Origin of the sequence: Stenotrophomonas sp. GD04024 (assembly GCF_029837545.1) — a bacterium.
GTDB lineage: Bacteria > Pseudomonadota > Gammaproteobacteria > Xanthomonadales > Xanthomonadaceae > Stenotrophomonas > Stenotrophomonas forensis.
The window spans coordinates 17,661-40,760 of the sequence record NZ_JAOEDV010000031.1; the positions used below are offsets into that span (position 1 = coordinate 17,661).

The 23,100-nt window shown below is 67.3% G+C and carries 19 protein-coding genes; 10 read left to right on the top strand and 9 right to left on the bottom strand.

From position 1 onward, the window contains the following. Positions 1-304: 304 nt before the first annotated feature. On the top strand, positions 305-1,501 hold the full coding sequence (locus N7590_RS11855; RefSeq protein ID WP_239544243.1) for a sugar MFS transporter: 1,197 nt from the start codon (positions 305-307) through the stop codon (positions 1,499-1,501). Positions 1,502-1,518: 17 nt separating this feature from the next. Here N7590_RS11855 and N7590_RS11860 read toward each other — a convergent pair whose 3' ends face one another. Next, a complete protein-coding gene (locus tag N7590_RS11860) occupies positions 1,519-2,526 on the bottom strand; it encodes a LacI family DNA-binding transcriptional regulator (RefSeq protein ID WP_053510646.1) in 1,008 nt (335 codons plus the stop codon). 341 nt (positions 2,527-2,867) lie between these two features. Between N7590_RS11860 and N7590_RS11865 the strand changes: the two genes are divergently transcribed. Further along, the gene (locus N7590_RS11865; RefSeq protein ID WP_164241328.1) at positions 2,868-5,399 is read left to right on the top strand and encodes a glycoside hydrolase family 3 protein; all 2,532 of its coding nucleotides are present in this window, start codon (positions 2,868-2,870) and stop codon (positions 5,397-5,399) included. A gap of 112 nt (positions 5,400-5,511) precedes the next feature. Here the strand turns inward: N7590_RS11865 and rho are convergent, their stop codons facing one another. Beyond that, complete coding sequence (gene rho / locus N7590_RS11870; RefSeq protein ID WP_279935530.1) at positions 5,512-7,281, bottom strand: transcription termination factor Rho; 1,770 nt, start codon at positions 7,279-7,281, stop codon at positions 5,512-5,514. A gap of 228 nt (positions 7,282-7,509) precedes the next feature. Further along, positions 7,510-7,839 (bottom strand): thioredoxin, encoded by a 330-nt coding sequence (gene trxA, locus N7590_RS11875; RefSeq protein WP_005411275.1) that lies wholly within the window; start codon positions 7,837-7,839, stop codon positions 7,510-7,512. A 511-nt stretch (positions 7,840-8,350) separates the two neighbouring features. Here trxA and rhlB point away from each other — a divergent pair. The 5 genes from rhlB to ung all read left to right on the top strand — a co-directional run bounded on the left by rhlB (position 8,351) and on the right by ung (position 13,433). Further along, positions 8,351-10,072, top strand: a complete 1,722-nt coding sequence (gene rhlB / locus N7590_RS11880) for an ATP-dependent RNA helicase RhlB (protein ID WP_164241330.1) — start codon at positions 8,351-8,353, stop codon at positions 10,070-10,072. 163 nt (positions 10,073-10,235) lie between these two features. Then, positions 10,236-10,922, top strand: a complete 687-nt coding sequence (ftsE, locus tag N7590_RS11885) for a cell division ATP-binding protein FtsE (RefSeq protein WP_006473446.1) — start codon at positions 10,236-10,238, stop codon at positions 10,920-10,922. A 3-nt stretch (positions 10,923-10,925) separates the two neighbouring features. Beyond that, positions 10,926-11,873 carry a permease-like cell division protein FtsX gene (gene ftsX / locus N7590_RS11890; RefSeq protein ID WP_164241331.1) on the top strand — a complete coding sequence of 316 codons (948 nt, stop codon included), beginning with the start codon at positions 10,926-10,928 and terminating at the stop codon, positions 11,871-11,873. A gap of 7 nt (positions 11,874-11,880) precedes the next feature. Continuing rightward, complete coding sequence (locus tag N7590_RS11895) at positions 11,881-12,723, top strand: response regulator (protein ID WP_006473442.1); 843 nt, start codon at positions 11,881-11,883, stop codon at positions 12,721-12,723. Continuing rightward, a complete protein-coding gene (gene ung / locus N7590_RS11900; protein WP_005419723.1) occupies positions 12,720-13,433 on the top strand; it encodes a uracil-DNA glycosylase in 714 nt (237 codons plus the stop codon). The genes N7590_RS11895 and ung overlap by 4 nt, the downstream gene beginning before the upstream one ends. A 37-nt stretch (positions 13,434-13,470) precedes the next feature. On the opposite strand, the gene N7590_RS11905 is transcribed toward ung, so the two are convergent. The 3 genes from N7590_RS11905 to N7590_RS11915 form a co-directional block, all read right to left on the bottom strand. After that, positions 13,471-15,006, bottom strand: a complete 1,536-nt coding sequence (locus N7590_RS11905; RefSeq protein ID WP_239544241.1) for a serine hydrolase domain-containing protein — start codon at positions 15,004-15,006, stop codon at positions 13,471-13,473. 122 nt (positions 15,007-15,128) lie between these two features. Beyond that, positions 15,129-16,649 carry a M56 family metallopeptidase gene (locus N7590_RS11910; protein ID WP_164241333.1) on the bottom strand — a complete coding sequence of 507 codons (1,521 nt, stop codon included), beginning with the start codon at positions 16,647-16,649 and terminating at the stop codon, positions 15,129-15,131. Next, on the bottom strand, positions 16,646-17,038 hold the full coding sequence (locus tag N7590_RS11915) for a BlaI/MecI/CopY family transcriptional regulator (RefSeq protein WP_164241334.1): 393 nt from the start codon (positions 17,036-17,038) through the stop codon (positions 16,646-16,648). Before N7590_RS11915 ends, N7590_RS11910 begins: the two co-directional genes overlap by 4 nt. Positions 17,039-17,395: 357 nt before the next feature. Between N7590_RS11915 and rpoH the strand changes: the two genes are divergently transcribed. The 3 genes from rpoH (at position 17,396) to N7590_RS11930 (ending at position 19,143) form a co-directional block, all read left to right on the top strand. Further along, positions 17,396-18,271 carry an RNA polymerase sigma factor RpoH gene (gene rpoH, locus N7590_RS11920; RefSeq protein WP_006473441.1) on the top strand — a complete coding sequence of 292 codons (876 nt, stop codon included), beginning with the start codon at positions 17,396-17,398 and terminating at the stop codon, positions 18,269-18,271. Between the two features lie 166 nt (positions 18,272-18,437). Beyond that, positions 18,438-18,827 carry a type II toxin-antitoxin system RelE/ParE family toxin gene (locus N7590_RS11925; protein WP_164086853.1) on the top strand — a complete coding sequence of 130 codons (390 nt, stop codon included), beginning with the start codon at positions 18,438-18,440 and terminating at the stop codon, positions 18,825-18,827. After that, positions 18,811-19,143 (top strand): DNA-binding transcriptional regulator, encoded by a 333-nt coding sequence (locus N7590_RS11930; protein WP_164241335.1) that lies wholly within the window; start codon positions 18,811-18,813, stop codon positions 19,141-19,143. Before N7590_RS11925 ends, N7590_RS11930 begins: the two co-directional genes overlap by 17 nt. Positions 19,144-19,228: 85 nt before the next feature. On the opposite strand, the gene purD is transcribed toward N7590_RS11930, so the two are convergent. Genes purD through purH form a run of 3 tightly spaced genes read right to left on the bottom strand, consistent with a single transcriptional unit; the run spans position 19,229 to position 23,049 of the window. Beyond that, the gene (purD, locus tag N7590_RS11935) at positions 19,229-20,512 is read right to left on the bottom strand and encodes a phosphoribosylamine--glycine ligase (protein ID WP_164241336.1); all 1,284 of its coding nucleotides are present in this window, start codon (positions 20,510-20,512) and stop codon (positions 19,229-19,231) included. Positions 20,513-20,570: 58 nt separating this feature from the next. Then, on the bottom strand, positions 20,571-21,449 hold the full coding sequence (locus N7590_RS11940) for a hypothetical protein (protein ID WP_164241337.1): 879 nt from the start codon (positions 21,447-21,449) through the stop codon (positions 20,571-20,573). Between the two features lie 16 nt (positions 21,450-21,465). Further along, positions 21,466-23,049, bottom strand: coding sequence for a bifunctional phosphoribosylaminoimidazolecarboxamide formyltransferase/IMP cyclohydrolase (gene purH / locus N7590_RS11945; RefSeq protein ID WP_053510962.1), 1,584 nt, complete (start codon positions 23,047-23,049; stop codon positions 21,466-21,468). Positions 23,050-23,100: the final 51 nt, after the last annotated feature.

Consider the following 23,100-nt stretch of genomic DNA (forward strand, 5'->3'; position numbering starts at 1 on the left):
GCCTTTATTGAAGGCGTTTTCAGCGGTTTTTCAGGGATGACAGCGCTGCCAATCCGGATGCGGAGAAGCGTTGTGCGGTGCAGAACGAAACTGCGCGGATGACGCTGCGGGGGCGTGCCGGGGAGGCTGTGCGGCGCGTTGACAGCGCTGGACAATCCAGTTGGCCTTCGCGTGCCGCGCATGACCGATGGATGGCTTGAAACACTGACCGGGAGGACAGGCTTTGGACACAGCAACGACCGTCAGCGGACAACACGTGCAGGGCAATACCCGCGCGTTGGCCGTGGTGACCGCGATCTTCTTCATGTGGGGCTTTCTCACCTGCCTCAACGACATCCTCATTCCCCACCTGAAGGCCGCCTTCGCGCTCACCTGGGTGCAGGCGATGCTGATCCAGTTCACCTTCTTCGGCGCGTACTTCCTGATGTCACTGCCGGCCGGACGGCTGGTCGCGGCGCTTGGCTACAAGCGCGGCATCGTCGCCGGCCTGGCCATCGCCTGCGTGGGTGCGCTGATGTTCTGGCCGGCCGCTGCCGCGCACGTGTACGGCCTGTTCCTGGCGGCGCTGTTCGTGCTGGCCACCGCCATCACCGTGCTGCAGGTGGCGGCCAATCCCTATGTCGCGCTGCTCGGTGACGAGCGCACCAGCTCCAGCCGGCTGACCCTGGCGCAGGCGATGAACTCGCTGGGCACCACGCTGGCGCCGCTGTTCGGCGGCCTGCTGATCCTCTCGGCGAAGCCACGCAGCGAGGATGAGCTGGCCCTGCTGCCGCAGGCCGAAGCACTGGCCTATCGCGCGGCCGAAGCGCAGTCGGTGCAGCTGCCGTACTTCGGCCTGGCAGTGGCGCTGTTCCTGCTGGCCGTCGCGATCTGGATGTTCCGCCTGCCCACCATTCCGGGCGTGGAGGGGCGCGCCAGCAGCGAAGGCCGCGTGTGGGACGTGCTGCGCCATCGCCACGTGCGCCTGGGCGTGCTGGCCATCTTCTGCTACGTCGGGGCCGAGGTGTCCATCGGCAGCGTGCTGGTCAATTTCCTGTCCTCGCCGGGCATCGGCCAGGGCCTGACCGAGCAGGAAGCCACCGGCTATGTTTCGCTGTACTGGGGCGGCGCGCTGGCCGGCCGCCTGGTGGGGGCGGCGCTGCTGGCACGGCTGGACGCGCGCCATCTGCTGGGCCTGTTCGCGGTGGCGGTGATGATCCTGCTGGGCATCACGGTCACCGCAAGCGGCGGCCTGGCCAAGTGGGCCGTAGTCAGCATCGGCCTGTTCAACTCCATCATGTTCCCGACCATCTTCGCCCTGGCCATCGCCCGCCTTGGTGCACTCACCGGAAAGGCGTCCAGCCTGCTGGTGATGGCCATCGTCGGTGGCGCGGTGATTCCGCTGGCAATGGGCTGGCTGGCCGACCGCCATGGCCTGCAGCTGTCCTTCCTGCTGCCGGTGCTGTGCTACGTCTACATCGCCTTCTATGCGTGGAAGGGCTCACGGCTGCCAGCGCCATGAGTCCGGTTCCGCCGCCGTCAACGCCGCCGGGGCGCTGCGGTCGACTCGCGATCCAGCACCGCATGCCCGACCGTGATCATGCGTCCTGCGGTCTCGGTGCGGATGTGCTCGATCAACTGCTCGGTCGCCAGCCGGCCCATGTGCGCGGTCGGCTGGCGCACCGTGGTCAGCGCCGGATAGATGTGCCCGGCGATCGGGGTATCGTCGAAGCCGCATACCGACAGATCGCGCGGGACACGCAGGCCACGCTCGCCGGCCACGCGGTATACCGCCGCTGCCATGTCGTCGTTGGCCGCGAAGATTGCCGTTGGCGGATCGTCCAGGTCCAGCAGGATGTTGGCGGCATCCACGCCCGATTCAAACGAGAACTGGCCGTTGACCACCAGCTGCGGGTCGTAGGCGATACCGGCGCCGCGCAGCGCCTGGCGGTATCCGGCGTGGCGCCACTGGCAGGCACCGTGTGCGCGGGGCCCCTTGATGTGTCCGATGCGGCGATGGCCCTGCGCGACCAGGTGGCCGATCAGTTCGACCACCGCGGTGGTCTCGTCCATGCGCACGCCGATGCGGCCTTCCGGGTGGCGTGGCGCGATGCAGGCGAAGGGAATGTCCTGCTCTTCCAGCCAGGACAGCACCACCTCATCGTCGGTCAGTGGTGGAATCAGCACCACGCCGTCCGGGCGCGAGTTCTCGAACAGCGCGGCCAGGTCGGGCAGGGTGCGGCGGCCGGTACCGACCGGCCCCAGGATCAGGTTGTAGTGCTGCGCATGGCAGGCTTCCAGCATGCCGCTCTGGATTTCCATCAGGTAGTTGCGCGAAGGATTGTTGTAGACCAGCGCCAGTGCATACGAGCGCTGGCCGGCCAGGCTGCGCGCCGACAGGTTGGGCTTGTAGCCCAGCCGCGCCACTGCCGCCAGCACGCGTTCGCGCGTCTGCTCGCGCACGTTCGGCTCGTGGTTGAGTACGCGGGACACGGTCTTGATCGAAACCCCGGCGACGGCGGCGACATCCTCGATTCGACTGCGCATGGTGCGATGGATCCTCCTGGAAGGCGGCGGGCACGCGGCGATGGTAGAGCGTGCCCGCCGGGTCGATGTTGCCGAAGCAGGCGGATGTTGCCACGACAGGAGGCCCGCTGGCACGTCCGGATTCCTTGTCGCGATGCAGCACCCGGGCGTGACTGTGGTGCGCCACCAACGCGCCGGAGCCCGTCGTTGCGCGGCCATCACCGCATTGCGCGCGAACAACGATTGACAGCACGTGAGCGGACTTATATGACAGCGCTGTCAGGAGCGGTGCGCAGGCACCCATGCCGGCGTGCCATCGCCGCCGCGCACGCCAGGAACTTCATCCACGGAGGTAGAGCCCAGTGAATCGCCCCACCCAGACCCTTCTTGCCAGCTGCCTGCTGGCCGCGCTTGCGGCACCGGCCGGTGCCGCACAGGCCGAGGGCGAACGCCTGCAGGACTGGCCGCGCGTGCACAGCGCGATCGCCACCGACGCAGGCATCGAACGCCGCGTGCAGCAGATCCTTTCGCAGATGACGCTGGCGCAGAAGATCGGGCAGATGACCCAGGCCGAGATCAAGACGATCACGCCGGAACAGGTGCGCCAGTACTACATCGGCTCGGTGCTCAACGGCGGCGGCTCCTGGCCGGGCATGGACAAGCACGCCAGCGTGCAGGACTGGCTGAAACTGGCCGATGCCTACCACGCGGCTTCATTGGCGACCGATGCGAAGACGCCGGTGCCGGTGATCTGGGGTACCGACGCGGTGCATGGCCACAACAATGTGCTGGGTGCCACGCTGTTCCCGCACAACATCGGCCTGGGCGCGGCCGGTGATGCCGAACTGATCGAGCGCATCGGCGAGGCGACTGCACGCTCGGTGCGTGCCACCGGCATCGGTTGGGTGTTCGCGCCCACCCTGGCTGTGGCCCACGACCCGCGCTGGGGCCGCACCTACGAAAGCTATTCGTCCGACCCGGCGGTGATCCGCAGCTTCGCCCACGCTTACGTCAAGGGCGCGCAGGGCGCCTTCAAGAATGACGGCAACGTGGTCACCACCGCCAAGCACTACCTGGGCGATGGCGCTACCGACAACGGCCGTGACCAGGGTGAGGCGCTGGTCGACAAGGCCACCATGATCAACGTCCACGCGCAGGGCTATTACGGCGCGCTGGCTGAAGGTGCGCAGACCGTGATGGCCTCGTTCAACAGCTGGAACGACCGCGCGGGTGGTGTCGACTACGGCAAGATGCACGGCAGCAAGGCACTGCTGACCGATGCGCTGAAAGACAGGATGGGTTTCGACGGCTTCGTCGTCTCCGACTGGAACGGCATCGCCCAGGTGCCGGGCTGCCGCAACGACAGCTGCGCGCAGGCCATCAACGCCGGCATCGACATGGTGATGGTGCCTGATGACTGGAAGGCCTTCATCGATAACACCACCGCGCAGGTGCAGAAGGGAGAGATCCCGATGGCGCGCATCGACGATGCGGTGACGCGCATCCTGCGGGTGAAGCTGCGCGCCGGGCTGTTCGAACACAAGCCGTCCGACAGCCGCTACGCAGGTGATGCCAGCGCCGTACAACACCGCGAGCTTGCGCGCCGTGCGGTGCGCGAATCACTGGTGCTGCTGAAGAACGAAGGCAAGGTACTGCCGCTGCGCCGCGACGCGCGCGTGCTGGTGGTGGGCAAGGGCGCCGACGACATCGGCGACCAGTCCGGCGGCTGGTCGCTGACCTGGCAGGGCACCGAGAATAGCAACGCCGACTTCCCCAACGCCGATTCGGTGCTGGGTGCGTTGCGGGCCGAACTGGGCGCGGACAAGGTCAGCTTCAGCGCCGACGGCCAGGGCATCGACCCGAACACCTTCGATGTGGTGCTGGCGGTGATCGGGGAAACGCCGTATGCGGAAACCAACGGTGACATCCTTGCTTCGGACACGGTCAGCCACAGCCGCGCCTACCCGCAGGACCTGGCCGTGCTGAAGGCCGCCGCAGCGAGCGGCAAGCCGGTGGTGACGGTCTACCTGTCCGGTCGGCCGATGTACACCAACGACCTGCTCAACCTGTCCAGTGCGTTCGTTGCGGCCTGGCTGCCGGGCACCGAAGGCAAGGGCGTCACCGATGTGCTGGTGGCCGGCAAGGGTGGCAAGCCCGCGCACGACTTCCGCGGCCGCCTCAGCTTCCCGTGGCCGGGCGTGCCATGCCCGGCGCCGATCGACCGGCCCGATGCGAAGAAGCCGTCGTTGTTCGCGCTGGGCTATGGCCTCAGCTACGCCAAGGGCGGCAAGGTCGCGCGGCTGGACGAAGCCAACCCGGACAGCTGCGGCGAAGTGACGGTGCTGCCGATCTTCAACCGCGCCGACACGCCGCCGTTCGCGCTGCACGTGGCCGCCGCTGGCGCAACGCAACCGCTGGGCAATGATCTGAATGCCACGCTGCGCTGGCCGGCTGCCAAGCCGGTGGTGCAGGTGCGCACCGTGCAGGTAAACACCCAGCAGGACGCCAAGGAAGTGACCTGGCTGGCCCCCGCGCAACTGATCGCACGCAGCACCTCGCGCCGCAACCTGGGCGCACTGGCGCGCAGCGACGGCGCGCTGCAGTTCGACGTGCAGCTGGTGAAGCGCCCGGCCTCGCCGGTGAAGGTGACGATGCAGTGCGGCAGTGGCTGCGAGGGCGGGGTGGATATCGCCCCGTTGCTGGGCAAGCTCTCGCCCGGCCAGAAGCAGACGGTGACCGTGCCGCTGGCGTGCTTTGCCAAGCAGGGCGTGGCATTGGGCGCGGTGGAAGCCCCGTTCGTGGTGACTGCCGACACGCCGTTCGCCGCGGCCTTCACCCAGGTCAAGCTGACCGCCAATACGGCCAATGCCGAGGGAGCGGTGGCCTGCCCGTAAGCCGCGCGGCCGCGCCAGGCCACGCCCGGTGCGGCCAGTAGATCCACGCCATGCGTGGATGCTGCCTATCCCGGCGGCAAAAAAAAAAGCCCCGCAGTGCGGGGCTTTTCTCTTAGCGCTTCATGGAACCGAAGAACTCGTCGTTGGACTTGGTGTTCTTCATCTTGTCCAGCAGGAATTCCATCGCCGCCATTTCATCCATCGGATGCAGCAGCTTGCGCAGGATCCAGATCTTCTGCAGCAGTTCCGGTTCGATCAGCAGGTCTTCGCGGCGGGTGCCCGAACGGTTGATGTCGATGGCCGGGAACACGCGCTTCTCAGCGATACGACGGCTCAGGTGCACTTCGCTGTTGCCGGTGCCCTTGAACTCTTCGTAGATCACCTCGTCCATCTTCGAGCCGGTGTCGACCAGCGCGGTGGCGATGATGGTCAGGCTGCCGCCTTCTTCCACGTTGCGCGCGGCACCGAAGAAGCGCTTCGGGCGGTGCAGGGCGTTGGCGTCGACACCACCGGTCAGCACCTTGCCCGAGCTCGGCACCACGTTGTTGTAGGCGCGGGCCAGGCGGGTGATCGAGTCGAGCAGGATCACCACGTCCTTCTTGTGCTCGACCAGGCGCTTGGCACGCTCGATGACCATTTCGGCCACCTGCACGTGGCGCGCGGCCGGCTCGTCGAAGGTCGAACTGATGACTTCGCCGCGCACGGTGCGCTGCATTTCGGTCACTTCTTCCGGGCGCTCGTCGATCAGCAGCACGATCAGGTGCACGTCCGGATGGTTGGTGGTGATGGCCGTGGCGACCTGCTGCATCATCATCGTCTTGCCCGCCTTCGGCTGGGAGACGATGAGCGAGCGCTGGCCCTTGCCCTGCGGTGCCATCAGGTCGAGGATGCGGCCGGTGATGTCTTCCGACGAACCGTTGCCACGCTCCAGGGTGAAACGGCGACGCGGGAACAGGGCGGTCAGGTTCTCGAACAGCACCTTGTTCTTCGATGCTTCGATCGGCTCACCGTTGATGGTGTCGACGATGTTCAGCGCGAAGTAGCGTTCGCCATCCTTCGGGAAGCGGATGCGGCCGGAGATGTGGTCGCCGGTACGCAGGTTGAAGCGGCGGATCTGGCTGGGCGAGATGTAGGTGTCGTCCGGGCCGGCCAGATAGCTGGCTTCGGCCGCGCGCAGGAAGCCGAAGCCGTCAGGCAGGATTTCCAGCACGCCGTCGGCGGCGACGCCGTCACCGTGGCGGGTCAGCACCTTCAGCAGGGCAAAGATGACGTCCTGCTTGCGGGCGCGGGCGACGCCTTCGGAGATCTGCAGCTGCTCGGCGATTTCCAGCAGCTTCTGCGCCGGCATGCGCTTGAGGTCGCTCAGCGAGTAGACCGGGAAGCCCTCGGGCACGTTGGCATGCGGGCGCGGCACGAAGGGCTGCTGCTCGCCGCCGTCGTTGGGCATGCCATCGTCGCGGAAGCGGTTGTTGCGGTCACGGTCGCGGCGGTTGCGGAAGCGGTCGCGGCGGTTGCCCTGACCCTGTCCCTGGCCCTGCTGGCCCTGCTGGCCCTGCTGGCCGTTCTGGTTGTACGGGTTCTGGCCCTGGTTCTGGCCGCCCCCCTGGTGATTCTGCTGGCGCGGCTGGCCGGATTCGCGGCCCTCACCACCTTCGCCGCCGCCACTGCTGGCGGGGGCCTCGGCGGCGGGCGCGCTCGGCGCAGGGGCTGCCGGCGCCGGCGCTGGCGCTTCCGGCGCGGCGGCCAGCGGCAGGGTCGGCTGCGCCGGAGCGGCGCTGGTTTCGGCGGCGGCCGGAGCGGCAGCCTTGGCTACGCGGGGCTTGCGCACGCGCTTTTCGGCGGGCGCATCGGCGCTGCCGGTTTCGGAAGTGTTATCGGACAAGAGCGTTATTCCTCGCTTGAAGGTGCGAGCGCCCGGCTGGGGCGGCGAACGTTGGGAATGGGTCTGGAAGACACTGCGTCCAGAAGGTGCGGCACGCGAACGCGGCCGGATATGCCGACACTATCATCGGCCAGCGGCGCCGTGCAAGGGTCGCCGGGAACAGCATTCATCATGGGCGCGTGGCGCCCGCCGGCAGCCGCGGGCGGCGGCTGCCGGGGAACCACAGGATCAGGCCAGGGCCTTGTCCAGCAGGCCGGCCAACTGGGCCTTGCCGACCGCACCGATCTGCTCGCCGACCTTTTCGCCGTCCTTGAACACGACCAGGTACGGAATCGAACGCACGTGGTACTTGGCGGCCAGCGCACGATTGTGGTCGACGTTGACCTTGGCGATCTTGGCGCGGCCCTGGTAGGCATCGGCCAGTTCGTCCAGCGCCGGGGCGATCATCTTGCACGGGCCACACCACTCGGCCCAGAAATCGACCAGCACCGGTTCCTTGGAATTCAGCACTGCGCTATCAAAGTCGGCGTCGCCGACATGTACAACCTTGTCGCTCATCTTGGTTTCTCGTCTTGGATTGCACCCGGCCATGCCGGAGGTGGGTGAACTGGGCCATGCCCGGTGGCGCGACCCTCGTCGTTGCCTCGCGGCGCACTGCCGCGGTGCGTTCGGCGGAATGCCTGGACGCTCACGGCCGGCAGTGTACCCCTATCGCAGGGCAGGGACAGGCGCCGGCTGGAACCCAGCGTATCGTGATCGGTTCGATGCCTGGTATGTGTCGTATTTCACTGTCTTCCTGTACATGGGGCTGGCAGCGGGCGACACCAACGGCCCTGGCCAGGCCGTTCAAGTCCGGTGTGGCTGGGTGAAGGCCGGCCGTCTCTCAGTCTGTTGAGACTGCGCATTCCGGTTTGCCCGCCCGAGTGCGTTAAACTGGGGCATTGTGCGGCGCGCGGACCGGGTGGTCCCAGCCTGCCAACCCGCCGCAGGGGCCGCAGTTTGCGACGGTGCCCCTAGACGCTGAAGTGCCAGCCGCCCCACGGGCCGGCGGCCATACCAAGACGGACACATGAGCGACAAACCGCTGACCGATTTGACCTTCTCCTCCTTCGAGCTGCATCCGGCCCTGCAGGCTGGTCTTGAAGGAGCCGGATTCACCCGCTGCACGCCGATCCAGGCGCTGACCCTGCCCGTCGCGCTTCCCGGTGGTGACGTCGCCGGCCAGGCCCAGACCGGCACCGGCAAGACCCTGGCCTTCCTGGTCGCTGTCGTGAACCGCCTGCTGACCCGCCCGGCCCTGGCCGACCGCAAGCCGGAAGATCCGCGCGCGCTGATCCTGGCCCCGACCCGCGAACTGGCCATCCAGATCCACAAGGATGCGGTGAAGTTCGGTTCCGACCTCGGCCTGCGCTTCGCGCTGGTCTACGGCGGCGTGGATTACGACAAGCAGCGCGAACTGCTGCAGCAGGGCGTGGACGTGATCATCGCCACCCCGGGTCGCCTGATCGACTACGTCAAGCAGCACAAGGTGGTTTCGCTGCACGCCTGCGAGATCTGCGTGCTGGACGAAGCCGACCGCATGTTCGACCTGGGCTTCATCAAGGACATCCGTTTCCTGCTGCGCCGCATGCCCGAGCGCACCATCCGCCAGACCCTGCTGTTCAGCGCCACCCTCAGCCACCGCGTGCTGGAGCTGGCCTACGAGCACATGAACGAGCCGCAGAAGCTGGTGGTCGAAGCCGAGACCATCACCGCCGCGCGCGTGCGCCAGCGCATCTACTTCCCGGCCGACGACGAGAAGATCCCGCTGCTGCTGGGCCTGCTGTCGCGCAGCGAAGGCGCGCGCACCATGGTGTTCGTCAATACCAAGGTGTTCGTCGAGCGCGTCGCCCGTTCGCTGGAAAAGGGCGGCTACCGTGTCGGCGTGCTGTCCGGCGACGTGCCGCAGAAGAAGCGTGAGAGCCTGCTCAACCGCTTCCAGAAGGGCCAGCTGGAAATCCTGGTGGCCACTGACGTGGCCGCGCGCGGCCTGCATATCGATGGCATCAAGTACGTCTACAACTACGACCTGCCGTTCGATGCCGAAGACTACGTGCACCGCATCGGCCGTACCGCGCGCCTGGGCGAAGAGGGTGATGCGATCAGCTTCGCCTGCGAACGCTACGCCATGGGCCTGCCGGACATCGAAGCCTACATCGAGCAGAAGATTCCGTCCGAGCCGGTGACCAAGGAACTGTTGACCCCGCTGCCGCGCCCGGAACGCCCGGCCCCGGCCGCTGGCGAGGAAGGCGAAGAGAACGAGAGCGTCGGCCAGATCTTCCGTGAAGCGCGCGAAGCCCGCGCCGCCGAGGAAGAGCGTCGTGGTGGTGGCCGCAGTGGCGGCCGCTCCGGCGGTGGTCGTGGCGAGCGTCGCGACGGTGAGCGCAGCGGCGAGCGCCGTTCGCGTGGCCCGCGCAAGCCGCGCGTGGAAGGCGAGCAGGCGTCCGCCGCGCCGGTTGAAGGTGCCGAGGCCGCCGTGGCACAGGCACCGCGTCCGCCGCGCCCACCGCGTGCCGAAGGCGCACCGGAAGGGGCGGTGGAGGGCGAGCGCAAGCCGCGCAAGCGCCGTCGTCGTCGCCACGGCCGTCCGGTCGAGGGTGCCGAGGGCGCGCAGAACACCGCCGGCAATGGCGCCAGCCCGGTCACCCCGGTGCAGGTAGTGGCCAAGCCGGTGCGAACCGCCGCCGATACCGGCGATTCGTTCCTGACCCGCATCGGCCGCAAGATCCGCCGGATGCTGTCGGGCAGCTGATCGGCGCTGCCGATCAGCGGGTAGCACCCGACCGTTGGTCGGGTGGCTTTGAAAGGTAGTGCCGGCCGCTGGCCGGCAATCTACGCAGGTGCCGGCCAGCGGCCGGCACGACCGATCATGTGGCCATCTCCACGTCGTCGCGCCGCTCCTGCATAATCGGGGCATGAGTGTCCTGCGCTTCGACAATGTCAGCAAACAGTACGCCGGTGGCCACGAGGCGCTGATCGATGTCAGCTTCGAGGTCGCGCCGGGCGAGATGCTGTTCGTCACCGGCCATTCCGGTGCGGGCAAAAGCACCCTGCTCAAGTTGATCCACCTCGACGAGCGGCCCAGCCGCGGCGCGGTGGTGTTCGACGAGCGCAACCTGCTGAAGGTGCGCGGCGGCGACGTGCCGCGCCACCGTCGCGCCGTCGGTGCGGTCTACCAGGACCACCGGTTGCTGATGGATCGGTCGATCGCCGAGAACGTGGCGCTGCCGCTGATCCTGCGCGGCACCCGCCGCGGCGACATCAGCAAGCGCGTGCGCTCGGTTCTGGAACGGATGGGCCTGGGCCACCGCGAGAAGGCGCTGCCCTCGCAGCTGTCGGCCGGCGAGCAGCAGCGCGTCGGCATCGCCCGCGCCATCGTCGGCGAGCCCAAGCTGCTGGTCGCCGACGAGCCGACCGGCAACCTCGACCCGACCCTGGCGGCGGAGATCATGGCCCTGTTCGCCGAGCTGCCCTCGCGCGGCACCAGCGTGCTGGTGGTCAGCCATGACCTGCCGCTGCTGCGCCGCATGCGCAAGCGCGTGCTGATCCTCGACCACGGCCGGCTGGCGGACGACATCTCGCCGCAGGACCTGGCGGAGTAACGCATGGCGAAGAACGAAAACAGCGAAACCGCCGCCCCCTCGCGGGTGGGCGTCTGGTTCCAGCATCACGTGCACAGCGTGGTGTTCAGCCTGGGGCGCGCCTGCCGCAAGCCGTGGGCGACGCTGCTGACGGTGATGGTCATGGCGCTGGCGCTGGCCCTGCCGCTGGGGTTGTCGATCGCGCTGGACAACCTCAAGCAGTTCGCCGGCAGCGTGCAGCAGTCGCGCGATATCAATGTGTTCCTGAAAGGCAATGTAGATGGCCCCGGCGCGCTGCGCCTGGCCGGCCAGCTACGCGACCGCGACGACGTCGCCGAAGTGAATGTGCGCACGCCCGAACAGGGCCTGCAGGAACTGCGCGATGCCGGCCTGGGCGAGGCGATCGACGCGCTCAACGACAACCCGTTGCCGTCGCTGCTGGTGATCACCCCGGGCCAGGGCAAGGACGATGCGCGCCTGGCGCGCGCGCTGGAAAGCCTGCCCGAGGCCGATCTGGTGCAGCACGACGCGCTGTGGCGCCAGCGCCTGGATGCCTGGCTGGCGTTCGGGGCACGGCTGGTACAGGTGCTGTCAGTGCTGCTCGGCGCCGGCGCCGCGCTGGTGGTCGGCAACACCGTGCGCCTGGATATCCAGGCCCGCCGCGAAGAGATCGGTGTGCTGCAGTTGCTTGGTGCCAGCGACGGCTTCATCCGCCGTCCGTTCCTGTACCTGGGCGCCTGGTACGGCCTCGGTGCCGGTGCGGTGGCGCTGGCCCTGATCGCCGCCGCCGGCGCCGCACTGCGCATGCCGCTGGCCGAACTCTCGCGCAGCTACGGCAGCCCGTTCGTGCTGCATGGCCTGGACCTGCTGCATGGGGGCCTGGTCCTGCTCGGCACGCTGCTGCTGGGCTGGCTGGGGGCCTGGCTGGTCACCGGCCACTTCCTCCGCCAGACCCGTCCGACCGACACCTGAGACCGGCATGCAACCGCAAGCGCTGAAGCACCTTGATGGGCCCGCGACGCGGGTGATGGTGGTCGATGGCTCGAAGCTGGTGCGCAAGCTGATTGCCGACGTCCTGACCCGTGAGCTGCCGGGCGTGGAGGTGATCGGCTGCGACAGCATTGAGGATGCACAGCAGGCGCTGGCGCAGGGCCCGGTGGACCTGGTGACCACGTCGCTGACCCTGCGCGACGGGGATGGCCTGGCGCTGGCGCGGATGGTCCGCGACGCCGTGGGCCAGGCCTACGTGCCGGTGATCGTGGTGTCCGGTGATGCCCAGCAGCACCTGGAGCAGCGCCGCTTCACCGAATACGTCACCGACTATTTCGACAAGGCGCTGGGCCACGAGGCGCTGGCGACCTTCATCCGCGGCTACGTGCAGCCGCAGACCATTCCCGGCGCGACCATCCTCTACATCGAGGACAGCCGCGTGGTGGCCGAGGCCACCAAGCGCATGCTCGAACGCCAGCAGTTGAACGTGCTGCACGTGGTCAGCGCGGAAGAGGCGTTCACCCTGCTCACCGCCGAGTCGCTGGGCCGCAGCCGCCACCGCATCGACCTGGTGCTGACCGACGTCACCCTGAAAGGTGAACTGAGCGGCCGCGACGTGGTGCAGCGTGTGCGCGTGGACTTCGGCTACGGCAAGCGCCGCCTGCCGGTGCTGGTGATGACCGGCGACGGCAATCCCCACAACCAGACCGGGCTGCTGCAGTCCGGCGCCAACGACCTGGTGCTCAAGCCGATCGAAGAACGGCTGCTGGTTACCAAGGTGCTGTTCCAGCTGCGGCTGGCCCGATTGAACGATGGACCCCTGATTCGATGATGGATGAAGTAGCCGACACCCCGACGATCCAGCTGGAACCGAGCTGGAAGCAGCACGTCGGTGATTACCTGCTGCAACCGCAGATGCGCGAGCTGTCCAGCTTCCTGCGCCAGCGCAAGGCGAGTGGTGCCGCGGTATTCCCGCCCGGCCCGCAGATCTTCGCTGCGTTCGACGCCACGCCGTTCGAGCAGGTGAAGGTGGTCATCCTCGGCCAGGACCCGTATCACGGCCGTGGCCAGGCCCATGGCCTGAGCTTCTCGGTGCCGCCGGGCGTGCCGGTGCCGCCGTCGCTGCTGAACATCTACAAGGAGATCGAGAGCGATCTCGGTATCCCGCGTCCGGACCACGGCTGCCTGATCCCGTGGGCGCAGCGCGGCGTGTTGCTGCTCAATGCGGTGCTGACGGTGGAAGAGGGCAAGGCCGGCGCGCACCAGGGGCGGGGCTGGGAAGGCTTCACCGATCACGTGGTGGACGTGCTCAACCGCGAACGCGAAGGCCTGGTGTTCATGCTCTGGGGCGCCTATGCGCAGCAGAAGGGCAAGGTCATCGACACCCGCCGCCATCGCGTGCTGAAGTCGCCGCATCCGTCGCCGTTGTCGGCCCACCGCGGCTTCCTCGGCTGCCGGCATTTTTCGATGGCCAACGAGTACCTGCAGCGCCGCGGCCAGGCCCCGATCGACTGGTCGCTGCCGCCTCGTTCTGCGCTTTGAGCGGGCCGGGCAGAGGCCCGGCACCGTCGGCGATGAATCAGTTCCCCGGTGCTGGCGCAGTGTCCGCACGCCGGTAGTAGGCGCGCGCGCCTTCGGCGATCACGCTCAGTGCCTGTACGCTGCCATCGCCGCCGCGGTGGAACAGCAGCTCCGCCCCCGCGCTGCCTGCCAGAAAGCGGACCGGCGTCAGCGGCAGCAGCGCGACCGGCGCATCGCGCCCGGGCAGGCGCAACTGCAAGCCCGCGTCGACTGCCTGCACGTCCAGGGTGGTGGCCTCGAACCAGTCGGCCAGGCCGCTGCGCACATCCATCGGCAGGGCGTCATCGAGCATGAAGCGGCCGCTGAAGCGCGCGTAGCTGTCCACCAGCAGTGCCGGATCCAGCGTGCGGATGAGCGGCTTGGCGTTATGGCCGAGTGCATCGGACAAGGCGTTGCGGATCTCCCCGCGCAATGCGGAGCCGTTGTCTCCATTGGTCAGTATGACAAACCCGTCGCCGCTCTCCGGATAGCCTTCGATGCCAGCGTGATAGCTGTCGTTGCTGCCGTTGTGGAAGAAGCGGCGACTGGCGCCAGCGCCGGCCAGCTCCGGGCCCAGGCCACGGCTGGCCGGAGCCACTTCGCTGACCATCTGCAGGGCCAGTGGCTGTGGCAGCCATCCTTGCTGGGTGCGGATGCTGCGCAGCAGGGCCGCGACGAACAGGCCCATATCGTTGGCGCTGGTCCACATGCCCGACGCAGCCTGTTCGGGAAAACTCTGCCAACCGCGCGGCAGGGCCTCCGCCTGGCCCTTGCTGTCGTGCGCATGGGCGACGTTGCCGTAGCGCGCTGGCAACGGGTTCTGGTAGGTGCTGCGCGTCATGCCCAGCGGCGCGAACACTTCGCGGCGGGCAACGTCGGCGAAGGGGGTCCCGGTCAGATCTTCGATCGCCAGCTGCACCACGGTGTAGCCGCCACCGGAGTAGTCGACCTGCTGGCCTGGCGCGTGGATCAGCCGGATCGCTTCGTTCTTTGCAGGCGGCCGTCCTTCCAAGGTCTGCAGCAGCGTCGGCAGGCGTTCGGCGGGCTGATAGTCCTGGAAGCCGTGGACATTGAAGCCGGCAGTGTGCGAGAGAAGCATGCGCAGATTGATCGGCGCGCGCTGACCCTGCGCGTCGGCAGGCACATGCCAGCGACGCAGCCGAGCGTCGATGTCTTCTTCCAGCGAGACCTCGCCGGCAGCCACCAGTTTCAGGGCGGTGGCTGCCGTCCCCATCTTGCTGACCGAGCCCACCGAGAACACGGTGTCGGCGTCCACCGCATCGCGCGTGCCGGCCTGGCGAAGGCCGAATCCAGCGGCGTACACCACCTGGCCGTTGCGGACCACCGCAACCGCCGCCCCCGGCACCTTGTAGTGGGCGAGACGCTCGGTGATCGACCACCGTGGTGGCGCAGCGCCCAGCACGGCTGTGCCGGGTCGCAGGCCATGGGCCATTGCCTGGGCAAAACGCGCCGTGTCCTCGCCGGTGGCATCAATGGCCACCGCCTGGAAGGGCACCAGGGCGACCAGCAGTGAACACAGCAACAGGCGTTTCATCATCGACATCCTTGCTGGAGAGGAAGAAGGGGCTGGGGCGGCGCACGCGTTGCCACGCACGCCTGCCGCGTCCGGTCGTTGCGGGTGGAACGGGGTCTCGCCGCAATGCAGGAGGCATTGCGTCAGCGGCGGGCGCCCTGCGCCAGCAGGTAGTCGCGCACGGCGGTGGTGCCGGCCTGGTTCAGCGGTGTTCGCCAGCGTCCAAGCCAGCCGTCGGCTTCCACGCCCAGATTGATGTCGGCGCCCTGCGCGAGCAGGTACTGCACGGTGACCAGGTGACCTTCGCGCGAGGCATTGATCAGCGGTGTCTCGTCATAGGTCACGACCCGGTTGACGTCGGCCCCGGCCTGCACCAGCCGCTCGACGATGGGTTGCAGGCCCAGCGCGGATGCAACGATCAGCGGATTGCCTTCGCCCAGGGCGGCGCGATCGGGGTCGGCTCCCAGCCGCAGCAGGGTGTCGACCATCGCCGGGTCGCGAGCGCGGATGGCCTGGATCAGCGCCGTGCCATCGCCGAGCACGCGCGCATCGAGATCAATGCCTGCCGCAGCCAACGCGTGTACCTGGGCGATGTCATGCGTGCTGGCGGCGCGCAGAAGATCGCTGATGCGTGTATCGGAGGACGGGGACGCCGACGGCGGCTCCAATCGCGGCGAGACGGCCACCGCCGTCGTGGTGCAGCCCAGCAGAAGCGTCAGCCCCAGCGTCAGCAGGCTGCGGCGCCGGGATGCCGGTGGTGCGGTGTCGACGAGCTGATCGATGCGCTGCGCCAACTGGCTGCGCGCGCCGAACATGCCCAGCGCCAGCGTTGGCGCCTGCTCGCGCAAGGCCTGCAGCTGTTCGACACTGGCCAGCAGGGAACCTGCATAGTCCAGCGGTTCGCGTGCCTGCAGCGCGGCACGTGCATCGCAGGCCATTTCGCGCAGTACAGCCAGTCGCGCCTGGGCAAGGTGCAGCAGCGGATTCCACCAGAACAACGCAACCCCTGCCCGCAGCAATGTGGCTGCCCACAGGTCGCGGCGCTGCAGGTGTGCGACCTCATGGCGGACGATGTCGCGCAGCACGCCGTTGTCCAGCCGCGCCAGCAGCAGTCGCGGCAGCAGGATCGTCGGGCGCCACAGACCGACGACCATGGGTCCATCGATGGCGCAGGTGGCGATCGGCACACGGTCGGGTACGACCCCGGCCAGTGCCGCACGCAGTTCGTCGGTTGCCGGTTGCGCCAACCGCAGCAGCCGGCGTGCCTGCAACATCGCATCGACCAGGCGCATGCCCAGCCACAGCGTGCCCAGCAGCCAAAGCACCGCCAGCAGGGTCGACATTGTCTTCGGCAGTTCAACGTAGTAGATGTCGGGCTGTCGTCCAGCCTCGTAGACGGCCTCGGCCATCGTCGCCCCTTCGCCGGGCATGGGGTGCAGCGCCGGAGCCGTCGGCGCAGGCGTGGACAGCGTGGTCGACCAGCCTGGCAGGAAGGCACTGAGCGGCAACAGCAGGGCAATCGCCATCGCGGCGGTCAGCAACCAGGAGCGTTGTTCGGTGCTCAGGGTTCGCCGTCGCGCCAACCACAGTGCTGGCAGCAGTACCCATGCAGACAACAGCAACTGTCGAACGCCCAGCGCCATTGCCAGGTCGATGAGGTTCATTCCTTCCTCCCGGCCCTGGCATCGCTGATGCGCTGCTGCAGTGCCTGCAGTTCGTTGCGGTTGATTTCGCGTTCGTCCACCAGGTGTTGCGCCAGCACATTCGGCGAGCCATCGAAGAACTGCTGCAGCAGATGGTCCAGTGCCTGCCGGCGGGCCTGTTGGCGGCTGAGCGTGGCGTGATAGATATAGGCACGGCCTTCCTGGCGATGGCTGACGAAGCCTTTCCGCGCCAGTACGTTGAACATGGTCAGCACCGTGGTGTAGGCGACCGGCCTGTGCTCGCCGAGCACATCGGCCACTTCACGCACGGAGGCCTCGCCCTTGTCCCAGAGGATGTCCAGGATGGCCTGCTCGGCCGGCGTGGGGGTCTGGGAGACGGGACGGGCCATGGCATCTACGTATGAATTAGTTGACGCATCGGAGCATGTCGCCGGGAGGCTGTCAACGGGTTTCTTAGTAGTATGGGATCGAGCCCTCGGCGCTCGGGCCTGAACACCGGGCAACGTCCCTGGCCCTGAGTGGGCCTCCAGGGCAGCCCGTTCAGCTCCGCTTGACCGGAATCGGCCGGTTTCTGGTGGGTAATTGCTTGAATTCCAAGGGATTGTGAATCCCGAAAAGCGTGCTCGCCACTGTCATCAAATCGCGCTACGGTAGGGCTCTGTTTAGGACCAGTGTTGCATCAATAGGATGCTGGAACTTTTTCCTCCTTTAGCAGTCCAAATCCCGGACTGCTAAGATGGGTGCCTATGAGCCAGAACACCTCTACTGCCCTTGTGGCAAACAATCTCCCGATTCCCAGTGCGCTCGGTTCGCTGGACGCCTACATCGGTGCCGTGCACCAGATCCCGGTGCTGTCGGTCGATGACGAACAGGACCTGGCCCGTCGCTTCCGCGACGGCAACGATCTGGACGCCGCCCGCGAGCTGGTGCATTCGCACCTGCGCTTCGTGGTGCACGTGGCCCGCGGTTACAACGGTTACGGCCTTGCGCTGGGCGACCTGATCCAGGAAGGCAACATCGGCCTGATGAAGGCGGTCAAGCGCTTCGACCCGGACATGGGCGTGCGCCTGGTGTCCTTCGCCGTGCACTGGATCCGTGCCGAGATGCACGAGTTCATCCTGAAGAACTGGCGCATCGTGAAGGTCGCCACCACCAAGGCGCAGCGCAAGCTGTTCTTCAACCTGCGCAAGTCGAAGACGCGCCTGGGCTGGATGAACGCGGCCGAAGTCAGCGCGGTGGCCAAGGACCTGAACGTGTCCGAGCGTGAGGTCATGGAAATGGAATCGCGCCTGTCCGGTCGCGATATCGGTTTCGATGCGCCGACCGACGAGGACAACGAACACGCGCCGCCGTCGCCGGCCGCGTTCCTGGTTGCCAACGACGAAGACCCGTCGATGGCCTACGAACGTGCCGACAGCGAAGACAACCAGATGCAGCTGCTGCGCGAAGGCCTGGCCGAGCTGGATGCCCGTTCGCGCGACATCATCCGCCGCCGCTGGCTGGATGCCGACAGCAAGGTGACGCTGCAGGAGCTGGCCGACGAGTACGGCGTGTCGGCCGAGCGCATCCGCCAGGTTGAGGCGAACGCGCTGAAGAAGATGAAGGCGCTGTTCACCGCGTAAGGCGGGGTGGCGTTGGAATGCAGAAAGGCCCGGCAATGCCGGGCCTTTCACGTTTGTGGGGCTCATCCACGCCATGCGTGGATGCCCTGACGCCAGGACGGTGATTGCGCCGACCGGGTCCTGCGCTGGATCCTGATGTTCACGCCGTACCACTGGGTGGCACGGTATGATCATGCCACGCGTTTTCCGCACCCGAAGTTTCAACCGCAGCATGCGCAGGACCGTGCTGTCTGACGCTGCCTTGTGTCAGTCGGTAAGGGAAATGGAAGCGGGTCTGGTGGATGCAGATCTTGGCGGAGGCCTCTTCAAGAAGCGCGTCGCGTTGCCGGGACGAGGAAAGCGCGGAAGCGCTCGAACCATCGTCGCAACACAGCGAGGCGGGCATTGGTTCTTTCTTTTCGGATATGAAAAGAACGAACGCGCCGCGATCACGAATGCGGAACGAGATGCACTGCAGTTGTATGCATCGGAGTTCCTGAAAATGAGTCCGGCACAGCTGAAGCGTGCCGTGGAGTACGGGGATCTACAGGAGATCTGCCATGGCAAAGGCCCCTGAGCGAAGGCGCGCAAAAAGTTTGCTGCTTGAGGCGGTGCACGATGCGGCCGTGAATCTGCATGCGCACGGCTTCATCGACAAACGTCGGTTGAGCAGCTACGAGGCGCTGTGCCTTGAGCCTGTTCCCGAATACAGCAGTGCCCAGATCCGCGCGCTGCGTACATCGTTGCAGCTCAGCCAGCCAGTGTTTGCCGGGGTGCTGAACACCAGCGTCTCCACGGTGCGCAGTTGGGAGCAAGGCGAGAAGAAGCCCAGCGGGCCCTCATTGAAACTGCTGAACCTGATTGATCGGAAGGGACTCGAAGCAGTCCTGTAAAGCAAGGGCCCGGCATCGCCGGGCCCGTTCGTTTCGGCGCTATTCAATCCACGCCATGCGTGGATGTCCCGATGCCGTGGCTGCCTCAGCCCTCGCGTGCGATCGCGCGCCAGCCGATGTCGTTGCGGTGGAACTCGTTCGCCCAGGTCACCTTGGCCACGCCGGCATAGGCGTTGACCTGTGCATCACGCACGCTGTCGCCCAGTGCCGCCACGCACAGCACGCGACCGCCGGCACTGAGCACCTGGCCCTGCGCGTCCAGCGTGGTGCCGGCATGGAACACCTTGGCACTGGCCGGCACGTCACCGAGGCCGGAAATGACGTCACCGGTAACCGGCGATTCCGGGTACGGCCTGGCGGCCATCACAACGCCCAGCGACGGCCGTGCATCCCACTGTGCTTCGATCTGGTCCAGGCGGCCGTCGATGGCCGCTTCCACCAGCTCCACCAGGTCCGACTGCAGGCGCAGCATCACCGGCTGGGTTTCCGGGTCGCCAAAGCGCACGTTGAATTCGATCACCTTCGGCGCGCCGCTGGCGTCGATCATCAGGCCGGCATAGAGGAAGCCGGTGAACGGGATGCCGTCGGCGATCATGCCCTGCACGGTCGGGTTCACCACCTCGCGCATCACCCGTGCGTGTACCTCCGGCGTGACCACCGGGGCCGGCGAGTACGCGCCCATGCCGCCGGTGTTCGGGCCGGTGTCGCCGTCGCCGACGCGCTTGTGGTCCTGCGAGGTGGCCATCGGCAGCGCATGCACGCCGTCCACCATCGAAATGAAGCTGGCTTCCTCGCCGTCGAGGAATTCCTCGATGACCACGCGTGCACCGGCATCACCGAACGCGTTGCCCGAGAGCATGTCACGCACCGCGTCCTCGGCTTCGGCCAGCGTCATTGCTACGATCACGCCCTTGCCGGCGGCCAGGCCATCGGCCTTGACCACGATCGGTGCGCCCTTCTCGCGGATGTAGGCCAGCGCGGCATCCACCTCGGTGTGCACGGCATAGAACGCGGTGGGAATGTTGTGGCGGGCCAGGAAGTCCTTGGCGTAGGCCTTGCTGCCTTCCAGCTGCGCGGCGGCGGCGGTCGGCCCGAAGATGCGCAGGTCGGCGGCGCGGAAGCGGTCAACCACGCCGGCTACCAGCGGCACTTCCGGGCCGACCACGGTCAGCGCCACGCCTTCGGCCTGGGCCAGCGCGAGCAGGCCATCAATGTCGGTGACCTTCACCGCCACGTTGCGGCACTTGTCTTCGTTGGCGGTGCCGGCGTTGCCGGGCGCCACGATCACTTCGGTGACACGGGAGGACTGGGCCAGCTTCCATGCCAGGGCGTGTTCGCGGCCGCCAGAGCCGATGACAAGTACGTTCATCACGAGATTCCAGATTGCGTGGGAAGGGAAGATCGGTATCCCCGGCGGCGCGCGTGGCTCACTCGCAGCCTTCGCGTCGCAGCGCTTCGGGGAGGGAATAGGTCCAGGTCTTGCTGTCCAGGGTGAAGCGGTGCTGCTGGCGGACTGGTTTGCCGCCACAGGTGGTGCCGGTCTCCTCGATCAGCAGCGGCCAGGTGCGCGCGCTGCGGTCACTGTCGTCGAAACGCAGTGCGAAATCGATGCTGAAGCGGCGGCTGCGGCAGTCTTCCGACGTTTCAGGATCGGCATTGGCGTCGACGTCGTCGCACTCGTACTGGGCGTCATTGTCGATATGGTTGCGCACGCTGCCACTGGCGACCAGGCCGTTCGGGCCGGGCAGGATCAGCGATTGCGAGAGCAGCGAGAAGCCCTGGCCGAACCAGCCGTCCTCGACACGGAAGCCATAGAAGTCGCTACCGGCGCGGATGATGCTGGCGGTGCCGGGTTGGCCGCCGCTGCCGAAACGCTCGCCGGTCAGTTCGCTGCTCACTTCGAAGCCCTCGCCTTTGGGGCGCAGCACGAAGAATTCGATGGTTCCCGGGTCGATGTGCGCGCCATCGACCAGCGCACCGCACACGGCCAGCAGCTGTTGCCAGCTGTCACCGCTCACTACCGGTTGTTCCGCGCAGACCTGCCAGTCCATCGCATGGGTGTCGCCATCGTCGGTCCAGCTGCCGCGCCATTCACCGGAGAGCTTGGCGTTGCTGCCGTAACGCTGGACGAGGAAAGCCTGCAGTCGTGCGGTGCGGCTGACATGCTGTGCCGGTGAAGCGGGGGCGACCGAAGGCGCATCCACCTTCGGCGCCACGCTGGGCTCGCCCGCAGGCTTGCAGCCCGCCAGTACGGCCGCACCCGCGAGGGCGAGGGCGGCCAGCGATTTCATCGAAACTGCGGACATCCGTGTCGCTCCAGGATCAATGACGGAAGTGGCGCACGCCGGTGAACACCATGGCCAGGCCATGTTCGTCGGCGGCGGCGATCACTTCGGCATCGCGCATCGAACCGCCCGGCTGGATCACCGCCTTGATGCCAGCGGCAGCGGCGGCGTCGATGCCGTCGCGGAACGGGAAGAACGCGTCGGAGGCCATCACCGAGCCCTCGACCACCAGGTTCGCATCGGCGGCCTTGATGCCGGCGATGCGCGCCGAGTACACACGGCTCATCTGGCCGGCACCCACGCCGATCGTGCGGTTGTCCCTGGCATAGACGATCGCGTTGGACTTCACGAACTTGGCCACCTTCCAGGCGAACAGCAGGTCGGTGAACTGCTTGTCGGTCGGCGCCAGTTTGCTGACCACCTTCAGTTCATCACGGGTCATGCCGCGGTTGTCCGAGGACTGCAGCAGCAGGCCCGAGCCGACGCGCTTGCTGTCGAAGTTGTTCAGGCCATCGCCGTGCGGGATGCGCAGCACGCGCACGTTGGCCTTCTTCTGCGCGTATTCCAGCGCGGCCGGCTCGTAGTCCGGGGCAATCAGCACTTCGACGAACTGGCGGTCCAGGATCACCTTGGCGGTGGCGGCGTCCAGCGGTTTGTTGAAGGCGATGATGCCGCCGAAGGCGCTGGTCGGGTCGGTGGCGTAGGCCAGCTCGTAGGCATCGCCGTTGCCGGCACCGACGGCCACGCCGCACGGGTTGGCGTGCTTGACGATGACGCAGGCCGGCGCGTCGAACTGGCGCACGCATTCCCACGCTGCATCGGCATCGGCCAGGTTGTTGTAGCTCAGTTCCTTGCCCTGCAGCTGCTGGAACGTGGCCAGCGTGCCCGGCACCGGGTACAGGTCGCGGTAGAACGCGCCGCTCTGGTGCGGGTTTTCGCCGTAGCGCAGGTCCATCACCTTCACGAAGGTGGAGTTCATCTGCGCCGGGTACTCGGCACGCGCCGGTACCGCGGCGTCGGTGGCGGTGACCGCCGACAGGTAGTTGCTGATTGCCGCGTCGTACTGGGCGACGCGGTTGAACGCGGCCACCGAGAACGCGAAGCGGGTGGCGGCGCTCAGCTGGCCGTCGTTGGCGTCCAGCGAGGCCAGCAGTTCGGCGTACTGCGACGGATCGGTGGCCACCGCCACGCGGGCGAAGTTCTTGGCTGCCGAACGCAGCATCGCCGGGCCGCCGATGTCGATGTTCTCGACCGCGTCGGCCAGGGTGCAGTCGGCCTTGGCGGTGACCGACTCGAACGGGTACAGGTTCAGCACCAGCAGGTCGATGGCGCCGATGCCGTGCTCGGCCATCACCGCATCATCCAGGCCGGATCGGCCGAGCAGGCCGCCGTGCACCATCGGGTGCAGGGTCTTGACCCGGCCGTCCATCATCTCCGGGAAGCCAGTAACGTCGGCCACGTCCTTCACGGCCAAGCCCATGTCGCGAATGGCCTTGGCGGTGCCGCCGGTGGACAGCAGCTCCACGCCGCGTGCAGCCAGCGCAGTGGCCAACTCGGCCAGGCCGGTCTTGTCGGAAACGGAGAGGAGGGCCCGACGGACGGGCAACAGATCAGCAGTCATGGGACAGAATCGGCAGCGGAGCGGGGCCGATATTGTAGGCGGTGGGGGCCG